The 16,931-nt window shown below is 68.1% G+C and carries 13 protein-coding genes; 10 read left to right on the top strand and 3 right to left on the bottom strand.

The annotated features are described in order from the left end of the window. Window positions 1-105: 105 nt before the first annotated feature. Entirely contained in the window at window positions 106-660 is a 555-nt protein-coding gene (locus tag AC07X5_RS01320; protein WP_409963654.1) for an adenine phosphoribosyltransferase, read from the top strand. Window positions 661-747: 87 nt separating this feature from the next. Here AC07X5_RS01320 and AC07X5_RS01315 read toward each other — a convergent pair whose 3' ends face one another. Further along, window positions 748-1,002, bottom strand: coding sequence for a DUF2061 domain-containing protein (locus tag AC07X5_RS01315; RefSeq protein ID WP_409963652.1), 255 nt, complete (start codon window positions 1,000-1,002; stop codon window positions 748-750). On the opposite strand from AC07X5_RS01315, the gene AC07X5_RS01310 reads away from it, so the two are divergent. From AC07X5_RS01310 to AC07X5_RS01270, 9 genes are all read left to right on the top strand, one after another. Further along, window positions 1,001-1,240 (top strand): hypothetical protein, encoded by a 240-nt coding sequence (locus tag AC07X5_RS01310; RefSeq protein ID WP_494768761.1) that lies wholly within the window; start codon window positions 1,001-1,003, stop codon window positions 1,238-1,240. The two genes, AC07X5_RS01315 and AC07X5_RS01310, sit on opposite strands and share 2 nt — an antisense overlap. Before the next feature lie 9 nt (window positions 1,241-1,249). Then, window positions 1,250-2,296 carry an SPFH domain-containing protein gene (locus tag AC07X5_RS01305; protein WP_494768760.1) on the top strand — a complete coding sequence of 349 codons (1,047 nt, stop codon included), beginning with the start codon at window positions 1,250-1,252 and terminating at the stop codon, window positions 2,294-2,296. Window positions 2,297-2,398: 102 nt separating this feature from the next. Continuing rightward, window positions 2,399-3,889, top strand: a complete 1,491-nt coding sequence (locus tag AC07X5_RS01300) for a DUF4178 domain-containing protein (protein ID WP_494768759.1) — start codon at window positions 2,399-2,401, stop codon at window positions 3,887-3,889. Window positions 3,890-3,909: 20 nt separating this feature from the next. Beyond that, window positions 3,910-4,131, top strand: a complete 222-nt coding sequence (locus AC07X5_RS01295) for a DUF350 domain-containing protein (protein ID WP_409963644.1) — start codon at window positions 3,910-3,912, stop codon at window positions 4,129-4,131. A 166-nt stretch (window positions 4,132-4,297) separates the two neighbouring features. After that, entirely contained in the window at window positions 4,298-6,445 is a 2,148-nt protein-coding gene (locus tag AC07X5_RS01290) for a TonB-dependent receptor (RefSeq protein ID WP_494768758.1), read from the top strand. Between the two features lie 296 nt (window positions 6,446-6,741). Further along, window positions 6,742-8,328 (top strand): polyamine aminopropyltransferase, encoded by a 1,587-nt coding sequence (locus AC07X5_RS01285; RefSeq protein WP_494768757.1) that lies wholly within the window; start codon window positions 6,742-6,744, stop codon window positions 8,326-8,328. A 278-nt stretch (window positions 8,329-8,606) separates the two neighbouring features. Continuing rightward, window positions 8,607-12,386, top strand: coding sequence for a PAS domain S-box protein (locus tag AC07X5_RS01280; RefSeq protein ID WP_494768756.1), 3,780 nt, complete (start codon window positions 8,607-8,609; stop codon window positions 12,384-12,386). 75 nt (window positions 12,387-12,461) lie between these two features. Beyond that, the gene (locus AC07X5_RS01275) at window positions 12,462-13,457 is read left to right on the top strand and encodes a response regulator (protein ID WP_494768755.1); all 996 of its coding nucleotides are present in this window, start codon (window positions 12,462-12,464) and stop codon (window positions 13,455-13,457) included. Between the two features lie 197 nt (window positions 13,458-13,654). Beyond that, window positions 13,655-15,373 (top strand): FAD-dependent oxidoreductase, encoded by a 1,719-nt coding sequence (locus AC07X5_RS01270; RefSeq protein ID WP_494768754.1) that lies wholly within the window; start codon window positions 13,655-13,657, stop codon window positions 15,371-15,373. Here the strand turns inward: AC07X5_RS01270 and AC07X5_RS01265 are convergent. Further along, window positions 15,370-16,011, bottom strand: a complete 642-nt coding sequence (locus tag AC07X5_RS01265; RefSeq protein ID WP_494768753.1) for an aspartate/glutamate racemase family protein — start codon at window positions 16,009-16,011, stop codon at window positions 15,370-15,372. The two genes, AC07X5_RS01270 and AC07X5_RS01265, sit on opposite strands and share 4 nt — an antisense overlap. Window positions 16,012-16,031: 20 nt before the next feature. Further along, on the bottom strand, window positions 16,032-16,931 hold the full coding sequence (locus tag AC07X5_RS01260; protein ID WP_494768752.1) for a transporter substrate-binding domain-containing protein: 900 nt from the start codon (window positions 16,929-16,931) through the stop codon (window positions 16,032-16,034).

Raw genomic sequence — 16,931 nt, 5'->3', positions numbered from 1 at the left:
CGTACCGCAGGTGTAACGATGATCCATTATGGGCCCGCATTTGCGGCTGCAGACCCCGCGCTGGTGTTTACACTCGCACCCTTTGTGCCATCCACCCCACACCCCATGCAGCCCCTCAGCGTCAACGAATACCTGCGCCAGCACATCCGCACCGTGCCCGACTGGCCGGCGCCCGGCGTGCAGTTCCGCGACATCACGCCGCTGCTGCAGGACCCCAAGGTGTTCCGCGTGCTCATCGATGCCTTCGTGCACCGCTACATGGACAAGGCCCTGCGTCCCGATGTGGTGGCCGGGCTCGATGCGCGCGGCTTCATCCTGGGCGCCGTGGTGGCCTATGAACTCAACGTGGGCTTCGTGCCGATCCGCAAGAAGGGCAAGCTGCCCTTCACCACGGTGGAGGAGACCTACGAACTCGAATACGGCAGCGCCACGGTGGAGTTGCACACCGATGCCGTCAAGCCCGGCGACCGCGTGCTGCTGATCGACGACCTCATTGCCACCGGCGGCACCATGATGGCCGGCCGGCGCCTGCTGGAGAAGCTGGGCGCCACCGTGACCGAGGGCGCGGCCATCGTCGACCTGCCGGAGCTCGGCGGTTCGCAGCGACTGAGGGAATCAGGCCTGCCTCTCTACACCCTGGTGGATTTCGAGGGACATTGAGCCCGCGGCCAGGCGGCGTTCAATGCGCCTGGGCGTAGGCCGCGAGAAGCTGCTGTGCCCACTGGGTGAACTGCTTGCGCATGGCCGTCAGGCCGCGGCAGGCAGGGCATCGGCAGCGCTGGCTGAGCGGCGGCGGGCTGCGCGGTCCCAGGCCTTTTCATGGAAGAAGAAGGCCACGGCCTGCACCGTGGGTTCGAGCAGGCTCAGCGTGAGCGAGGCCCAGAGGTTGCCCGTGACGGCATAGGCCACCATGGCCGCCACGCTGATGTGGATCAGGTAGTAGCTGCCGGTCTTCATGAGCATGGTCTTGTTCTGCTGGGCGAGTTGGCGGATGCGGGCCATGGTGGAATCCTTTCTTCATTCGTGCGGCAGTGCCGCCGATCATGAAATGGTAGGCATTCTCAATAGCCAGGGCCAATTGAGTTCGGCTAGTTTCAGCATTGAAACTATTGATGACCGCGCTTTGGCTGCCGCCCCGCCACACCGTGAATTCCGTCACGCAGTGGGGAATCAAAATGCCCTTGGCGGTGCCAACCCCGTTGCTATGATGGACGTCTTTTCAACTGCGGCAACGCACTAGGGAGCAGACATGGCCCTCATGGACTTCATCAAGAAACAGTTCATCGACGTCCTCCAGTGGACCGAGGATGGCGATGGCACGCTGGCCTGGCGCTTCCCGATGAGCGGCATGGAAATCCAGAACGGCGGCACGCTGGTGGTGCGCGAGTCGCAGATGGCCGTGTTCGTCAACGAAGGCAAGGTGGCGGACGTCTTCGGCCCCGGCACCTACAAGCTCACCACGCAGACGCTGCCGGTGCTGACCTACCTCAAGAACTGGGACAAGCTGTTCGAGTCGCCCTTCAAGAGCGATGTCTACTTCTTCAGCACGCGCCAGCAGATCGACCAGAAATGGGGCACGCCCCAGCCCATCACCATCCGCGACAAGGACTTCGGTGCGGTGCGCCTGCGCGCCTTCGGCAACTACGCCTTCCGCATTGCCGACCCCAAGCTGTTCCACACCGAGATCTCGGGCACGCGCGATGTCTACCCCGTGGGCGACCTCGAAGGCCAGTTGCGCGGCCTGGTGCTGCAGAACATCAGCAACGCCATTGCCGGCAGCGGTTTGCCCTTCCTGGACCTGGCGGCCAACCAGGTCATGTTCGCCGATGCGCTGACCAAGGAGCTGGCCCCCCTGTTCGCCAAGCTCGGCCTGCTGATCGAGAACCTCACGGTGCAGAACGTCTCACTGCCCGAAGAGTTGCAGAAAATCCTGGACCAGAAGATCGGCATGGGCATGGTCGGCAACGACATGGCCAAGTTCATGCAGTACCAGACGGCCCAGGCCATCCCCAAGTTCGCCGAGAACAGCGGTGGCGGCAGCGGCATCGCGGGCGATGCCATGGGCCTGGGGGCTGGCGTGGCGCTGGGCCAGGTGATGGCGCAGAACCTGCAGCAAGGTCTGCAGGGTGGCGGCAACCCCGCTCCTGCAGCGGCGGCCGTGGCCGCGGCGACCGGCGTCAAGCCCGAGGACGTGATGGCCACGCTCGAGAAGCTCGGTGAACTCAAGTCCAAGGGTATCCTGACCCAGGAAGAGTTCGATGCCAAGAAGTCCGAACTGCTCAAGAAGCTGATCTGAGGCCGGTGCAACCTACCTTCGCTACCGGCGCCAGGCGTGCGGGCAGCAGCGGGCTGACGGGCCCCTGCATGGCCGCACCCGGCTGTCGAGCGCACCGTCCGAATGGCCACTGAACCCACACAGCGTTCCTACCGCGCGCCCTGCCCGGGCTGCGGCGCGCCGGTTGAATTCCGCAGCGCGCAGTCCACGCACGCCGTCTGCGGCTACTGCCAGAGCACCGTGGTGCGCAGCGGCGACGTGCTGCAGCGCCTGGGCAAGATGGCCGAGCTGTTCGACGACCACAGCCCGCTGCAGCTCATGGCCAGCGGGCGCATCACGCTCGACGGCAAGGAACTCCCGTTCACGCTGATCGGCCGGCTGCAGTACAAGACCGAGGCGGGTGTCTGGACCGAGTGGTCCGCCTTCCTGCAGGATGGCACCCTGGCCAGCCTGGGCGAGGACAACGGCGCCTATGTCTTCACGCGGCCCATGGAAGCCGGGCGCGAGCTGCCCGAGGCCAGCCGCTTTCGCATCGGCGCCACCACGGCCATTTCCGGCAAGTCGTACTCCGTCGCCTTCAGCGGCAGCGCCACGCTGATCTCGGCCCAGGGCGAGCTGCCCAAGCTGCCGCCGCTGGGCCAGCCCTTCGACATGGTCGAGCTGCGCAGCGCCGATGGCGAGGTGCTCAGCATCGACTACGGCCATACGCCGCCGCACCTGGAGCGCGGCCGTGCCGTGCTGCTGGAGGACTTGAAGCTCACCGGCCTCAAGGACGAGTCGGCCAAGGACGAGAAGGGCCGCCAGTTCAATTGCCCGCACTGCGGTGCGCCGGTGCAGGTGCAGCTGTCCACCACCAAGAGCGTCACCTGCGGGTCGTGCGCGAGCATCATCTCGCTCGATAGCGGCGTGGGCGGCGAGCTGCGCTCGGCCGAGCAGGACGAGCCCGTGCGCCCCATCATCCCGTTGGGCAGCAAGGGCCAGCTGCAGGGTGTGCATTGGCAGGTGGTGGGCTTCCAGCACCGCATGGGGGTGGAGCCCGGCGACGACGAGCACTTCGGCTGGAGCGAGTACCTGCTGTACAACCAGAAGCGCGGCTTTGCTTTCCTGGTCGATGCCGAGGACGGCTGGAGCATGGTGCGCCCCACCACGGGTGCGCCGCAGATGGCGGCCAGCGGCCGCAGCGCCACCTACCTGGGCACCACCTACCAGCTCAAATACAGCTACGAGGCCGAGACCACTTATGTGCTCGGCGAGTTCTACTGGCAGGTCACGCGCGGCCAGAAGAGCTCGAACCGCGACTTCGCCAGCGCCAAGGGCCTGCTGTCGATGGAGCAGACGCCCAATGAGGTGACCTGGTCCTCGGGCGACAAGCTGGCCAGCGACACCGTGGCCAAGGCCTTCAAGCTCGAAGACAAGAAGGATGTGCTGCAGCGCGACGACCCGGGGCCCTTCGTGGCCAAATCGGGCCTGGGCTGCGGCACCATCATCATCATTGCGATCGTCATCATCATCCTGCTGATCCTGCTGAGCAACTGTTCCGGGTCGTCCGGCAGTGGTTACCGCAGTTCGGGCGGCTCGTTCGGCGGCTATTCCAGCGGCGGCGGGCACAAGTAATTTATCAAGGAGCTTCCACCATGATGGGAATCGAATGGCTCAAGCCCGCGGCGTTCCTCGGGTCCATCCTGTACGCGCTGATCGGCGTCGTCATCTTCTGGCTGTGCTTTGTCATCGTCGACAAGATCACCCCCTACGACCTGTGGGGCGAGATTGTCGAGAAGCAGAACGTGGCGCTGGGCGTCGTGGTGGCTGCCATGTGCCTGGGCATCAGCCTCATCGTCGCCGCCGCCATCCATTGAGGGCAGGGGGTGGCGCATTCCAACGGGCCTTCACGGGCCCTGCTCGCGTTTGTGCCTTGGCGTGCAAAGAGTTGAATAAGAATAATTATCGTTTGTATTAAAATGTGTACTTCGTGTGAGCGGTAGCGGCCGGAGGGGGCTGCACGCTCGAATATCTGGAGTACCCATGGCACACAAGCACCCTGCGGGCAGCAACAAGGCTGCCCGTTTTCATTGGACAGCCACCGCAGCCGCCAGCCTGCTGGCCTTGCTGGGCACGGCGCAGCAGGCCTGGGCCCAGGCCGATGCCGCACTGCCTGCCGTGCAGGTCACAGGCTCGCAGTACGACGCCGACGATGTGCGCCCCGAGGGCGTGACCACCGCCACCAAGACCTATATGGCGCCGCGGGACATCCCGCAGACCATCGACACGCTGGAGGTCAACAAATACAAGAGCTACGGCATCAATGACCTGGCGATCATGCTCGACGGTGTGCCGGGCGTGAACACCAAGTACGACATGCGCGGCGAGGGCGTGATGATCCGCGGCTTCAACGCCGACTCGGGCGACATCTACCGCGACGGCGTGCGCGAGAGCGGCCAGGTGCGCCGCAGCACGGCCAATGTGGAGCGCATCGAGATCCTGAAGGGCCCGGCCTCGGTGCTCTACGGCCGCAGCAGCGGCGGTGGCGTCGTGAACCTGGTGAGCAAGCAGGCGCGTTTCGATGCCAAGAGCAGCATCACCCTGCGCGGCGGCTCGTGGGACAACTACGGCGGCACGCTCGATATCAACAAGGTCATCAACGAGCACGTGGCGGTGCGCCTGACGGCCGACCGCGAGCAGGCCAACAGCTTCCGCAGCGGCATCAGCAACCAGAACGAGATGGTCTCGCCCAGCATCCTGGTGGACACCCGCACCGGCCTGCGCTGGGCCGGCCAGTACACCTACGACAACATCTGGCGCGCGCCCGACCGGGGCCCGGCCTACGACCAGCTGCCGGCCGCCGTTTCGATCCGCAAGGGCTTCGCCCACCCGGACGACTATGTGGAAGACCGCCTGCGCGTGCTGCGCTCGGACCTCTCCTACGACTTCAACAAGGCCTGGAGCGTGCGCTGGGTGGCCAGCAAGCGCGAGGCCAGCCAGGACTTCGACCACTACTTCGCCGGCACCTACTGCAATGCGGCGGGCCAGACCTCGGCGGGCGCGGCCTGCACCTGGCGCGGCCAGGTGCGGCCCAACTACGCCTGGCAGCAGACGGCCAACGAGACCCTGTCCAACACGGTGGACCTGACGGGCAAGTTCAGCACCGGCAGCATCCAGCACGAGGTGCTGGTGGGTGTGGAAGTGAGCGAGGAAAAGCGCCATCCGCGCATCGGCCAGCCCGCGTCCACCTTCAGCTACGACCCGCTGCAGCCCATCGCCTGGGGCGCCAAGCCGGCCCAGGGCAACCCGACCCAGCACAACCTGCACAAGGCTGAAAGCCAGGCCCTGTACGTGCAGGACCTCATCAGCCTGACGCCCGAGTGGAAAGTGCTGGCCGGCCTGCGCTACGACCGCTTCGACTTCCACAGCACCAACCTGCTGACCAGTGTGGGCCGTGGCTACGACGGCGACTCGGTGAGCCCGCGCCTGGGCGTGGTCTGGCAGCCGGTGCGCGAGCACAGCCTGTACGCCTCGTGGAACAAGAGCTACTCCCCCTACGGCGGGCGCGGCATGATCAGTGTGGATGTCTCGCCCACCGCCGTCTACGACGACGAGCCCCAGCACTCGCGCCAGGTCGAGGTGGGCGTCAAGAGCGACTGGCTGAACGGTGCGCTCTCGACCCAGCTGTCGGTGTACCAGCTCGAACACGCCAACATCCGCTACCGCCCCGACGCGGTCAACGACCCCTTCACCTGGGCGGTGCGCGGCAAGGAGCGCTCGCGCGGCATCGAGTTCAGCGCGGCGGGCCGCGTGGCCTCGTCGTGGTACGTGCGCGGCGGCGTGGGCGTGACCAGTGCCAAGGTGGTGGCCGACAAGCAGCAACCGGCTTTGGTAGGCAAGCACCTGCCCGACACCGCCTTGCGCAACGGCAACATCTTCGTGCGCTACGCGCCGCAAGGCCCGTGGTACGCAGAGATCGGCGCCACGCACACCAGTGCGCGCTGGCTCAATGCCTCCAATACCTCGCAGGTGCCCGGCTACACGCGCTGGGATGCGCTGGTCGGCTGGCGCCAGGGCGCATGGACGGCAACCGCTGCCCTCTCGAACCTGCTGGACAAGGAATACTGGCGCTCCGATGCCATGCCGGGCGCCCCGCGCAGCCTGCTGGTCAGTGTGAACTACCAGTTTTGACGTGGCCTCCTTGTGCGCCCGCCATTCACGCCAGGACTACACACGGCGTCTGGACATCCTGAGGCTGCACGCCGAGGCGGGCACAGGGATGCACCAATCAACTTCCAGTATGGGGGCCCCACGGGCCGCCTGGGCGCTGGCGAGTCTGGAGAGCCCCCTTTGAGCGATGCCCAACTGGCCGCCTGGGGCCAGGAGGTGCTGGCCCACGCCCGGGGGCGCTGCTGACCGAAACGCTCAGGGCGCTGAGCGCACCCGCCAGCGGCCTGTGCCCTCGCCGTTCGCAGCACAATAGCGGCTTGTCCTCGAACCCTACCTCCACCTCCCTCCCCCCCGTGCCCGCACCGGGCGTGCGCCCCATCGATGTCGCGCTGCTGGCCAGCGTGTTCGTGGTGGCGGCCTGCGGCCTGCTCTATGAACTGGCGGCCGGCGCCCTTGCGTCCTACGTGCTGGGCGATTCGGTGCTGCAGTTCTCCACCATCATCGGCACCTACCTGTTCGCCATGGGCGTGGGCTCCTGGCTGTCGCGCTACTTCGAGCGGCAGCTGCCGGCGCACTTCCTGCGCGTCGAGCTGCTGGTGGCGCTGATCGGCGGCGTGCTGCCGGCCACGCTGTTCCTGGCCAACGCCTATGCGCCCGGGGCCTTCCGCCTGCTGCTGTACGGCATGGTGTTCATGGTGGGCACGCTGGCAGGGCTGGAGATTCCGCTGGTCATGCGCATCCTCAAGCGCAACGTGGCGCTCAAGGACCTGGTCTCGCAGGTGCTGACCTTCGACTACCTGGGCGCGCTGGCCGTGTCGATGGCGTTCCCGCTGCTGCTGGTGCCGCAGCTGGGGCTGATCCGCACGGGGCTGCTGTTCGGTCTCATGAATGCCTTCGTTGCGCTCTGGGCCGTGTGGCTGTTCCGCCATGAGCTGCGCCGCCTGCGCGCGCATGCCTTCGCCTGCCTGGGCGTGATCGCGCTGCTGCTGGCCGGCCTGGTCGGCGCCGACCACATCACCAGCTTTGCCGAGGACAAGTTCTACCAGGACCGCATCGTCATCAGCACCGCCTCGCCCTACCAGCGCATCGTGGTCACCAACGGCAAGCTGGGCCACCGGCTGTACCTCAACGGCAACCTGCAGTTCGCCGAGCGCGACGAGTACCGCTATCACGAGGCCCTGGTCCATCCGGCCATGGCGGCGCATGGCGCGCCCCGGCGCGTGGCCGTGCTCGGTGGCGGCGACGGCATGGCCGTGCGCGAGATCCTCAAGTACCCCTCGGTCGAGTCCGTCACCCTGGTGGAACTGGACCCGGCCATGACGCGCCTGTTCAGCGAGGACCCGACGCTTGCCCGGCTCAACGGTGGGGCCCTGCGCTCGCCCAAGGTGCAGGTGGTCAACACCGACGCCTTTCGATGGCTGCAGCAGTGCAAGGCCCCGGGCTGCGACGCGGCGGAAGATGTCTTCGACGTGATCGTGGTGGATTTTCCCGACCCGACCAATTTTTCCATCGGCAAGCTCTACACCAACAGCTTCTACGCGCTGCTGGACAAACGCCTGGCGGCCAGCGGCTACGCCGTGGTGCAGACCACCTCGCCGCTGGTGGCGCGCCAGAGCTACTGGACGGTGGTGCAGACCATCGAATCCGTGGGCCTGCAGACGGCGCCCTACCACGCCCACGTGCCGAGCTTCGGCGAGTGGGGTTTCGTATTGGCCAGCCGCCGGCCCTGGCGCATGCCCGAGGCGCTGCCGGCGGACCTGCGCTTCCTGAGCGCGGGCACGCTGCCTTTGCTGTTCGACTTTCCGCTCGACATGGCGCGCCTGCCGGCCGAGGTGAACCGCCTGTCCAACCAGGCCCTGGTGCATACCTATGAGCGGGAGTGGGGCAAGGTCGCAGGGCATTAGGCGGCTCCTTGAGTCGCTGCGCGCCATCCCCCGGAGGGGGACGCCCCCAGTGCGGCGGGGCGGCCCTTGCTCGGGGGCGCTGGCCTGGGTCGCGCCAGTTTCGCGATCCCGAGGTCCGCACCGGCCTCTGCTTTTGGTGAGGCGCGGGGAGCTGAGTTGTTGCATCCACGCCGCGCGGATGTAACAAACGGGGGTGTGGAGTGGTTTCACGGCTCCGTGCTTGGATCGTTCACCGCGTTCCCGGCAGAATGGATACCAACGCTTACATTTTTCGCCCGATGCTCGACAGATTCTTCGTAGTCGGCGCTGAGCGGGATCCGCAGAACCTCTGGGGGCACGATCCGTGGCTCGTGGCCCTGTCGGTCGTGCTCGCGGTCGCCTCCTCTCTGATGGCGCTTCACCTGGCCGCGCTGGCGCAGCGTGCGCCGGACCGGCTGCGCCGCAACCTCATCGTCGCTTCGGGCTCGCTGGCGCTGGGCGGCGGGGTCTGGTCCATGCATTTCGTGGGCATGCTGGCCTTCGACCTGTGCGCCAACGGGCATTTCGCCCCCTGGGTCACGGCCCTGTCCTTTCTGCCCAGCCTGGTGGCGTCCTGGGTCGCCCTGCATGTGCTCACGCAGGAGCAGCCCACGGGCCGTACCATCACCTGGGGCGGGGCCCTGGTGGGCGCGGGGATCGGTGTCATGCACTACTCCGGCATGGCGGCGTCCGACATGGCGCCCCTGATCCGCTACGACGTGGGCGGCTTCCTGGCCTCGCTGGTGTTCGCCGTGGGCATGGCCATCCTGTCGCTCTGGTTGCGCTTCGGCATGCTGCGCTTCTGGTCGCGCCGGCCCTGGGTGAGCACCCTGCTCGGGGGCCTGGTCATGGGCCTGGCGATCGCCGGCATGCACTACATCAGCATCGCGGCCGTGCGCGTCGCGGGCAACGTCGCGCCGTTGGGCCCGGTGTCCGAACAGGCCAAGTACATGGCGCTGGCCATTGCGCTGATGGCGGTTCTGGTGGGGTTGGTGGTGACCACGGTCAATATCGGCCTTCGGGCGCGCTGGCTGCTGCGCACCTCCGAGCAGAGCGAGTCGCGCCTGCGCGCCGTGGTGGAAACGGCGATGGACGCCATCGTCATGGCCGATGCAGATGGCAGCATCCGCTCCTTCAATGGCGCGGCGCAGCGCATGCTGGGCTGGACCTCTGACGAGGCCGTGGGGCAGTCGGTGCGCATGTTCGTGGACCCGGCCTACGCGGACAGCCCGGACCGCTACCTGCCGCGCGACCTGGCCCGCGGCGAAGCCCGCCAGGTCGGCAAGGACAAGGACATCCATGTGGTGCGCAAGGATGGCACCCTGTTGCCCGTTCGCCTGGTGGTGGGTCGTGTGGACCTGCCGGGTCCGCCGCTGCTGGTGGGCTTCCTCACCGACCTGACCGAGCGCAAGGCCCTGGAGCTGGAGCGCAGGCGGGGCGAGGAGCAGTTGCGCTCCCTGGTGCGCAACATTCCCGGCGTGGCCTTCCGCTGCCGCTGCGATGCGGACTGGTCCATGCTGTTCATCAGCGATGCCGTCGAGGAGATGACGGGCTGGCCGGCCGAGGATTTCCTGGAGGGCAGCATCTCCTTTGGCCGCATCATCCACGAGGATGACGCCGCACGTGTCGGGCTCGAGGTGGAGCGCGCCCTGCAGGCGGGCGAATCGTATGTGCTGGAGTACCGGCTGCATACGCGGCAGGGCGCGGTGCGCTGGGTGTCGGAAACCGGCCGCGGTGTCATGGGCCCCAGGGACGAGGTCCAGTGGATCGATGGCGTGATCACGGACATGACGGCCTCCAAGGCGCAGAACGCCGAATTCGTGGGTACTGTCACGGCCATCGGCCGGTCGCAGTCGGTGATCGAGTTCGACCTCGCCGGCCATGTGCTGGCGGCGAACCAGAATTTCCTGGACCTCATGGGCTATACGCTCGCCGAGATCGAAGGCCGCCACCACCGCATCTTCTGCAAACCCGAGTACGCCGGCAGCGAGGCCTACCAGGCCTTCTGGGCGCGCCTGGGGCAGGGCGAGTTCGATGCCGGTGAATACATGCGTGTGGGCAAGGACGGGCGCGAGGTCTGGATCCAGGCCACCTACAACCCGATCTTCGACGCGCAGGGCCAGCCGTTCAAGATCGTGAAGTTCGCCACCGACCTGACCGAGCGGCGCCGCATGGAGACCGACCTGCGTGCCGCCAAGGAGCAGGCCGAGCAGGCAGCGGCGGCGCGCAGCAGCTTCCTGGCGAACATGAGCCACGAAATCCGCACGCCCATGAACGCCATCATCGGCTTCACCGAGGCGCTGCTCGACACCCCGCTGGAAAGCACCCAGCGCCGCCACCTGGGCACGGTGCACCACTCGGCGCGCTCCATGCTGCGTCTGCTCAACGACATCCTGGACACGGCCAAGCTCGAAAAGGGCGCGGTCGAACTGGAGGTGGCCGACTTCAGCCTGCGAGAGCTGTGCGACCAGATCCTGGCCTCGCTGCGCATCAACGCCGGGAAGAAGGGGCTGGACGTCATCCTCGACTTCCCGTACGACCTGTCCGACCACTGGCAGGGCGATGCCTTCCGCATCCAGCAGATCCTGCTCAACCTGATGGGCAACGCCATCAAGTTCACGCACCAGGGCCATGTCACGCTGCGCGTGTCGGGGTCCGACGGGCAACTGGTGCTTTCGGTGATCGACACCGGCATCGGCATCGATGCGGCCGGCGTGGAGCGCATCTTCGACCCCTTCGCGCAGGCCGACGCCTCCACCACGCGCCGCTACGGCGGCACGGGCCTGGGCACGACCATCGCCCGCCAGCTGGCCGAGCTCATGGGCGGCACCATCGGCGTCGTGAGCCAGGTGGGCCAGGGCAGCACCTTCACCGTGCAACTGCCGCTGCGTACGGGCCAGGCGCCCGCGGACGGCGGTGCCTCCATGCGCGACTGGCTGCGCGCACCCCTGCCCACGCTGCGTGTGCTGGCCGTGGACGACGTGCCCGCCAACCTGGAGCTGCTGCAGCTCATGCTGGAGCGCGGGGGCCACAAGATCACCACCGCAGACAGCGGTGCCCAGGCCTTCGAGTCCTTTGCACAGGAGCGCTTCGACGTGGTGCTGATGGACCTGCAGATGCCCGACATGGACGGGCTGGAGACCACGCGCCACCTGCGCAGCTTCGAGCGTGCACGCCAGCGCAAGGCCACGCCCATCATCGCCCTGTCGGCCAGCGTGCTGGAGCAGGACCGGCGCAACGCGCGCGCAGCCGGCATGGACGGCTTTGCCAGCAAGCCGGTCGAACCCGTGCGCCTGATGGCCGAGATCGCGCGCGTGATCGGTGTGCGCGAGGCCGGCGCCGACCCGGTGTTTGCCGTGACCAGCGCCTTCGGCACCTTGCATCCCCAGGAGGGTCTCAAGGTACGGCCTGAGAGGCCCCAGGTATCGCCACCCGCTGCACCCGCCATCGAATGGGAGCGCGGCGTGCGCCTGTGGACGCAGGCGCGCTACCTGCGCGAGGCCATCGAGCGCTTCATGCAGGAAAGCGGTGTGGCGCTGGCGGGCCTGCTGTCGGCGCACCAGGCCGACGATTGGGACACCCTGGCTGCGCGGGCCCACCGGCTGCGCGGTGCCGCCGGCAACCTGGCGCTGCCCGCAGTGGACAAGCTGGCGGCGCAGATCGAGAATGCCGCCCGCGGGCGCGATACCGCGCGCGTGCAGTCCGCCCTGCTGGCGCTTGCCACGGCGCTCGATGCGGTGAACGGCGCCCTGCTCAGCCCCCAGGCACCCGATGCGCAGCGCCAGGGTTCGGCCCCGGCGCCGGCGCCGCTGCAGCAGGACCAGCGCGAGCGGGCACTGGCTGCCATCGAGGCGCTGACTGCTGCCCTGGCCCAGGGCGAGCTGGCCGACGCGCCCCTGGCGGTGCTGGAAGCCGAGCTGTCCCCCGTGACCCTCAACAGCCTGCACGAAGCGCTGGACCGCTTCGACTTCGACGAGGCACAGGCCTGCCTGCAGGCCTTGCAGGGCCACCTGCGCGCTCCCGGGGAAATGCCGGCATGAGCCGGAGCATCGCCAGGTGCGGGACAATCAAGGCATGAACCCGTCCCGCCCGCCAACCTGCAGGAAACCTGCTGCATGAGCAACGTGCAGGAAGACCATCGCCCGCGCCTGCTGCTGGTGGACGACGAGCCCACCAACCTGCAGGTGCTGCGCCACATCCTGCAGGAGCACTACCGCCTGCTGTTCGCCACCGATGGCGCGCGTGCGCTGCAGGTCGCGCAGCAGCAGCGGCCCGACCTGGTGCTGCTGGACGTGATGATGCCGCAGATGGATGGCTATGCCGTTTGCCAGGCCCTGAAGGCCGAGCGCGCCACCGCGCACATCCCCGTGATCTTCGTCACCGCGCTCACCGAGGTGCAGGACGAGGCACGTGGCTTCGACGTGGGCGGCGTGGACTACATCACCAAGCCCGTGAGCGCGCCCGTGGTGCGCGCGCGCGTGCGCACCCACCTGTCGCTGGTGCGCACCGAGGAGCTGCGCGAGACGCGGCTGCAGATCGTGCAGCGCCTGGGCCGGGCCGCCGAGTACAAGGACAACGAGACCGGCATGCACGTCATCCGCATGAGCCACTTTGCCCATGTGCTGGCGCTGGCGCTGGGCTACTCGCCGGCCTGGGCCGAGGATCTGCTCAATGCCGCGCCCATGCACGATGTGGGCAAGATCGGCATCCCCGATGCCGTGCTGCGCAAGCCCGGCCCGCTCGATGCAGGCGAGTGGGACACCATGCGCCGCCACCCCCAGATCGGCGCCGAGATCATCGGCGAGCACCCCTCGGGCGTGCTGCGCCTGGCCCATGCCATCGCGCTCACGCACCACGAGAAATGGGATGGCAGCGGTTACCCCCAGGGCCTGGCGGGCGAGGCCATCCCGGTGGAGTCGCGCATCGTGGCGCTGGCCGACGTGTTCGACGCGCTCACGGCACGCCGGCCGTACAAGGAGCCCTGGAGCACCGAGGACACCGTGGCCCACCTGCGCGCGCAGGCGGGCAAGCACTTCGATCCGTCCATGGTGGAAGTGTTCATCGCTCAACTGCCCCAACTGCTGGAGATCCAGGCGCGCTGGAAAGATTAGGCTCCCCCTGAGTCGCTTCGCGCCTTCCGCCTGAGGGGGAGTTCCCCAGCGCACGCAAGCGAAGCGCCGCATGCGCGGCTTGGCGGCCCTTGCGCGGTGGCGCTGGCCTGAGGCAATGCCAGTTTCCTGGGCTGCGCCAGGTGCCGACGACCCTTGGGCGCACTCCGGCGGGTTCGGGTGACGTAGAGTACGGCCCCATGTCCCCTGTGCCCCTCTCTTCTCCGCCCTCACCGCGCCGCCGGCAGCTGCTGCAGGCTGGTGCCCTGCTGGCTGCGGGGGCTGCGCTGCCCGGCTGCGAGAAGGCGCCGCGCACGCTGGAGGGCGGCTTTGCCGGCATCGACATGGAGCGCGGCCATGCGCTGCGCGAGATGCTTCAGAAAGGTACCCTGCCCGAGCCCGCCGTGGTGCGGCGCGCGCAGGTCATCATCGCCGGGGGTGGGGTGGCCGGCCTGGCGGCGGCGCGTGCGCTGCGCCTGGCCGGGGTGGAGGACTTTGCGCTGCTGGAGCTGGAAGACCAGGCCGGCGGCAACAGCCGTGGCGGCATGGTCGGTGGCATCGCCTGCCCGATGGGTGCGCACTACCTGCCCGTGCCCGGCGACGATGCCAGTGAGGTGCAGGACCTGCTGGAGGAACTGGGCCTGCGCCAGCGCGTGGCCGGGCGCTGGCGCTACGACGAGCGCCACCTGTGCCACAGCCCACAGGAGCGCCTGTACTTCCAGGGCGAGTGGCAGGAAGGGCTGCTGCCCGTGCAGGGTGTGGGCGAAGCGACGCTGGCCCAATACCGCCGCTTCTCCGAGCGCGTGGATGCACTCTCCAAGGCGGCGCGCTTCACCATGCCCATGTCCAAGGCCTTCGCCGACGGCAAGCGGCCGCTGTCGCCGACGCACCAGGCGCTCGATGCCCTGAGCTTTGCCGCCTGGCTTGCGCAGGAGGGCCTGGACGACGCGCACCTGCGCTGGTACCTCGACTACTGCTGCCGCGACGACTACGGCGCGGGCACTGAACGGGTGTCGGCCTGGGCCGGCATCCACTACTTTGCCAGCCGCCATGGCTTCCATGCGCCGGGCGATGCCGGCAGCGACGACCGCGAAGGCGTGCTCACCTGGCCCGAGGGCAATGGCTGGCTCACCCAGCGCCTGGCGGTGCCGCTGCGCGAAGGCGGGCAACTGGCCACCGGCAGCAGCGTGCTGCGCATCACCGAGGGGCGCCATGGCGTGGAGGTGGATGCGCTCAACCATGCCTCGGGCAATGTCGAGCGCTGGCAGGCGCCGCGCTGCGTGGTGGCGCTGCCCGTGTTCCTGGCCGCGCGCGTGGTGCGCAACCCGCCCGCCTTTGTGACCGAAACGGCCAAGCGCCTGTCCTGGGCACCCTGGCTGGTGGCCAACATCCATATCGATGCGCCGCTGACGGACAGGGCCGGTGCCGCACCCGCCTGGGACAACGTGCTGTATGCCGATGCCAACCCCGGCGGCCTGGGCTATGTGGACGCCGGCCACCAGCGCCTGGACCCGCGCCCGGCCCCCACGGTGCTGACCTACTACCAGGCCCTGGGCGATGTGCCCGACGGCCGCCAGCAACTGGCCACACAGCCCTGGAGCCACTGGGCGCAGGCGGCCCTGCAGGCCCTGACCGGCCCGCACCCCGACCTGGCCCAGCGCGCCACGCGCATCGACATCACGCGCTATGGGCATGCCATGTCCATCCCCACGCCGGGGCTGCTGGGCTGGCTGCACCAGCCGGACCGCTACAAGGCTCCTGGCAGGCGCGTGCGCCTGGCCAGCGGCGAGCGCGTGGCCGTGCTGCCCACGCCGGCCACGGCGCGCCTGGCGTTTGCGCACAGCGACTGGTCGGGGTATTCGGTGTTCGAAGAGGCGTTCACGCGCGGCCACATGGCCGGGCTGCTCGCATCCGGCTAGGCCAAGCAGCGCTTCAAGGCCGCTACTGCGCTGTCCACGGTGGTCAGCACCGGCAGCCCGGTGGCCGCCTCGCACAGCCTGCGTGCGCGGGCCATGCTGAACTGCGCCAGGGCGATCACCTCGCAGCCTTCGCGCTGCAGGCGCTGGGCCTGGGCGGCCACCAGGCTGTCGTGCAACTCGCAGTTGCCTGAGTTCAGCGCAGCCATGGCGCCCTCGGCCAGGGCCAGTTGCAGCGGTGTGCCGGGCGGAAACTCCGGCGGCATGGACTGCAGGGTGGGCGCGAAGCTGGCGATCAGGCCGATGCGCAGGCGCGTGCCCACGGCTTGCTCGACCATGGCCTCGTTGGGCTTGAGCACCGGGATCTGCGGGTGCCGCACCGCCACGCGCTCGATGCAGGGCCCGAAGGCCGAGCAGGTGAACAGGATGGCATCGGCCCCCGTGCCCACGGCATAGTCTGCCAAGGCCTCGAAGCGCGCATGCATCGCGCCGTCCAGCCCCTGGCCTGCGCGCGCCAGGTCGGCCGAGAGGCTGTCGTCCAGCAGGTTCATGCGCACGGCCTCGGGCCAGTCCTGCGCGAAGGCGGTGTTGATGGGCTCCACCGAGTGGGCCAGGGCGTGGATGAGGGCGATGCGGGTCATGGTGGCGACGGCGGCGGGGCTCAGATGCCCTTGGAGCTGGGGTTGGCGAAGGCGTCGCGCGTCTCTGCGTTCAGCGGGTAGTTGATGCTCACGTTCTTGGGCGGAATGGGCTGCATGAACCAGCGGTTGTACAGCCTTTCCATCTCGCCCGACTTCATCATGCCCGTGACCACGCGGTCCACCAAGGCCTTGAACTCCGGGTCGTCCTTGCGGAACATCAGCGACTGGTTCTCGGTGCGCAGGCTCTCGCCGACGATGGCGAAGTCCTTGGGGCTGCGGTGGTTGGCGATCAGGCCCGCCAAGAGGATGTCGTCGAGCACGAAGGCGGCGGCGCGGCCGGTTTCGACCATCAGGAAGGAGTCGGTGTGGTCCTTGCCGGCCAGTTGGGTGATCTCCAGGTTCTTGCCCTTGTCGGCCTCGCGCAGCAGGCGCAGCGAAGTCGTGCCGCTGGTGGCCACCACCGACTTGCCCTGCAGGTCGGCCACGCCCTTGATGCCCGAATCGGCGCGCACGGCCATGCGCACGTTGTAGCGGAAGATGTCGGGCGAGAAGGCCACCATCTGCTGGCGCTCGATCAGGTTGGTGGTGGAGCCGCACTCGATGTCCACCGTGCCGTTGGTCACCAGCGGAATGCGGTTCTGCGAGGTCACGTTCTGGTACTTCACCTCGATCTGCGGCATCTTGAGTTCTGTCTTGATGGCCTCCAGGATGCGGTTGCAGATGTCGATGCTGTAGCCCACGGGCTTGCCGCCGCCGTCCAGGTACGAAAAGCCGAACGAGGCCTCGCGGTGGCCGTAGGTGATGGAGCCGCTGTCGCGGATCTTCTTGAGCGTGCCGCCCGCAGGGCTCTGCGCATGGCTGGCGCCGCAGGCCAGCAGGGCGGCCAGCATCAGGGTGGTGGTCAGGGTCTTCATCGGCAT

It is taken from the genome of Acidovorax sp. GW458-11-26-14-TSB4 (genome assembly GCF_059423865.1).
Note: the sequence above shows the minus strand (reverse complement) of the source record. Positions and strands in the feature narration are given on the sequence as shown.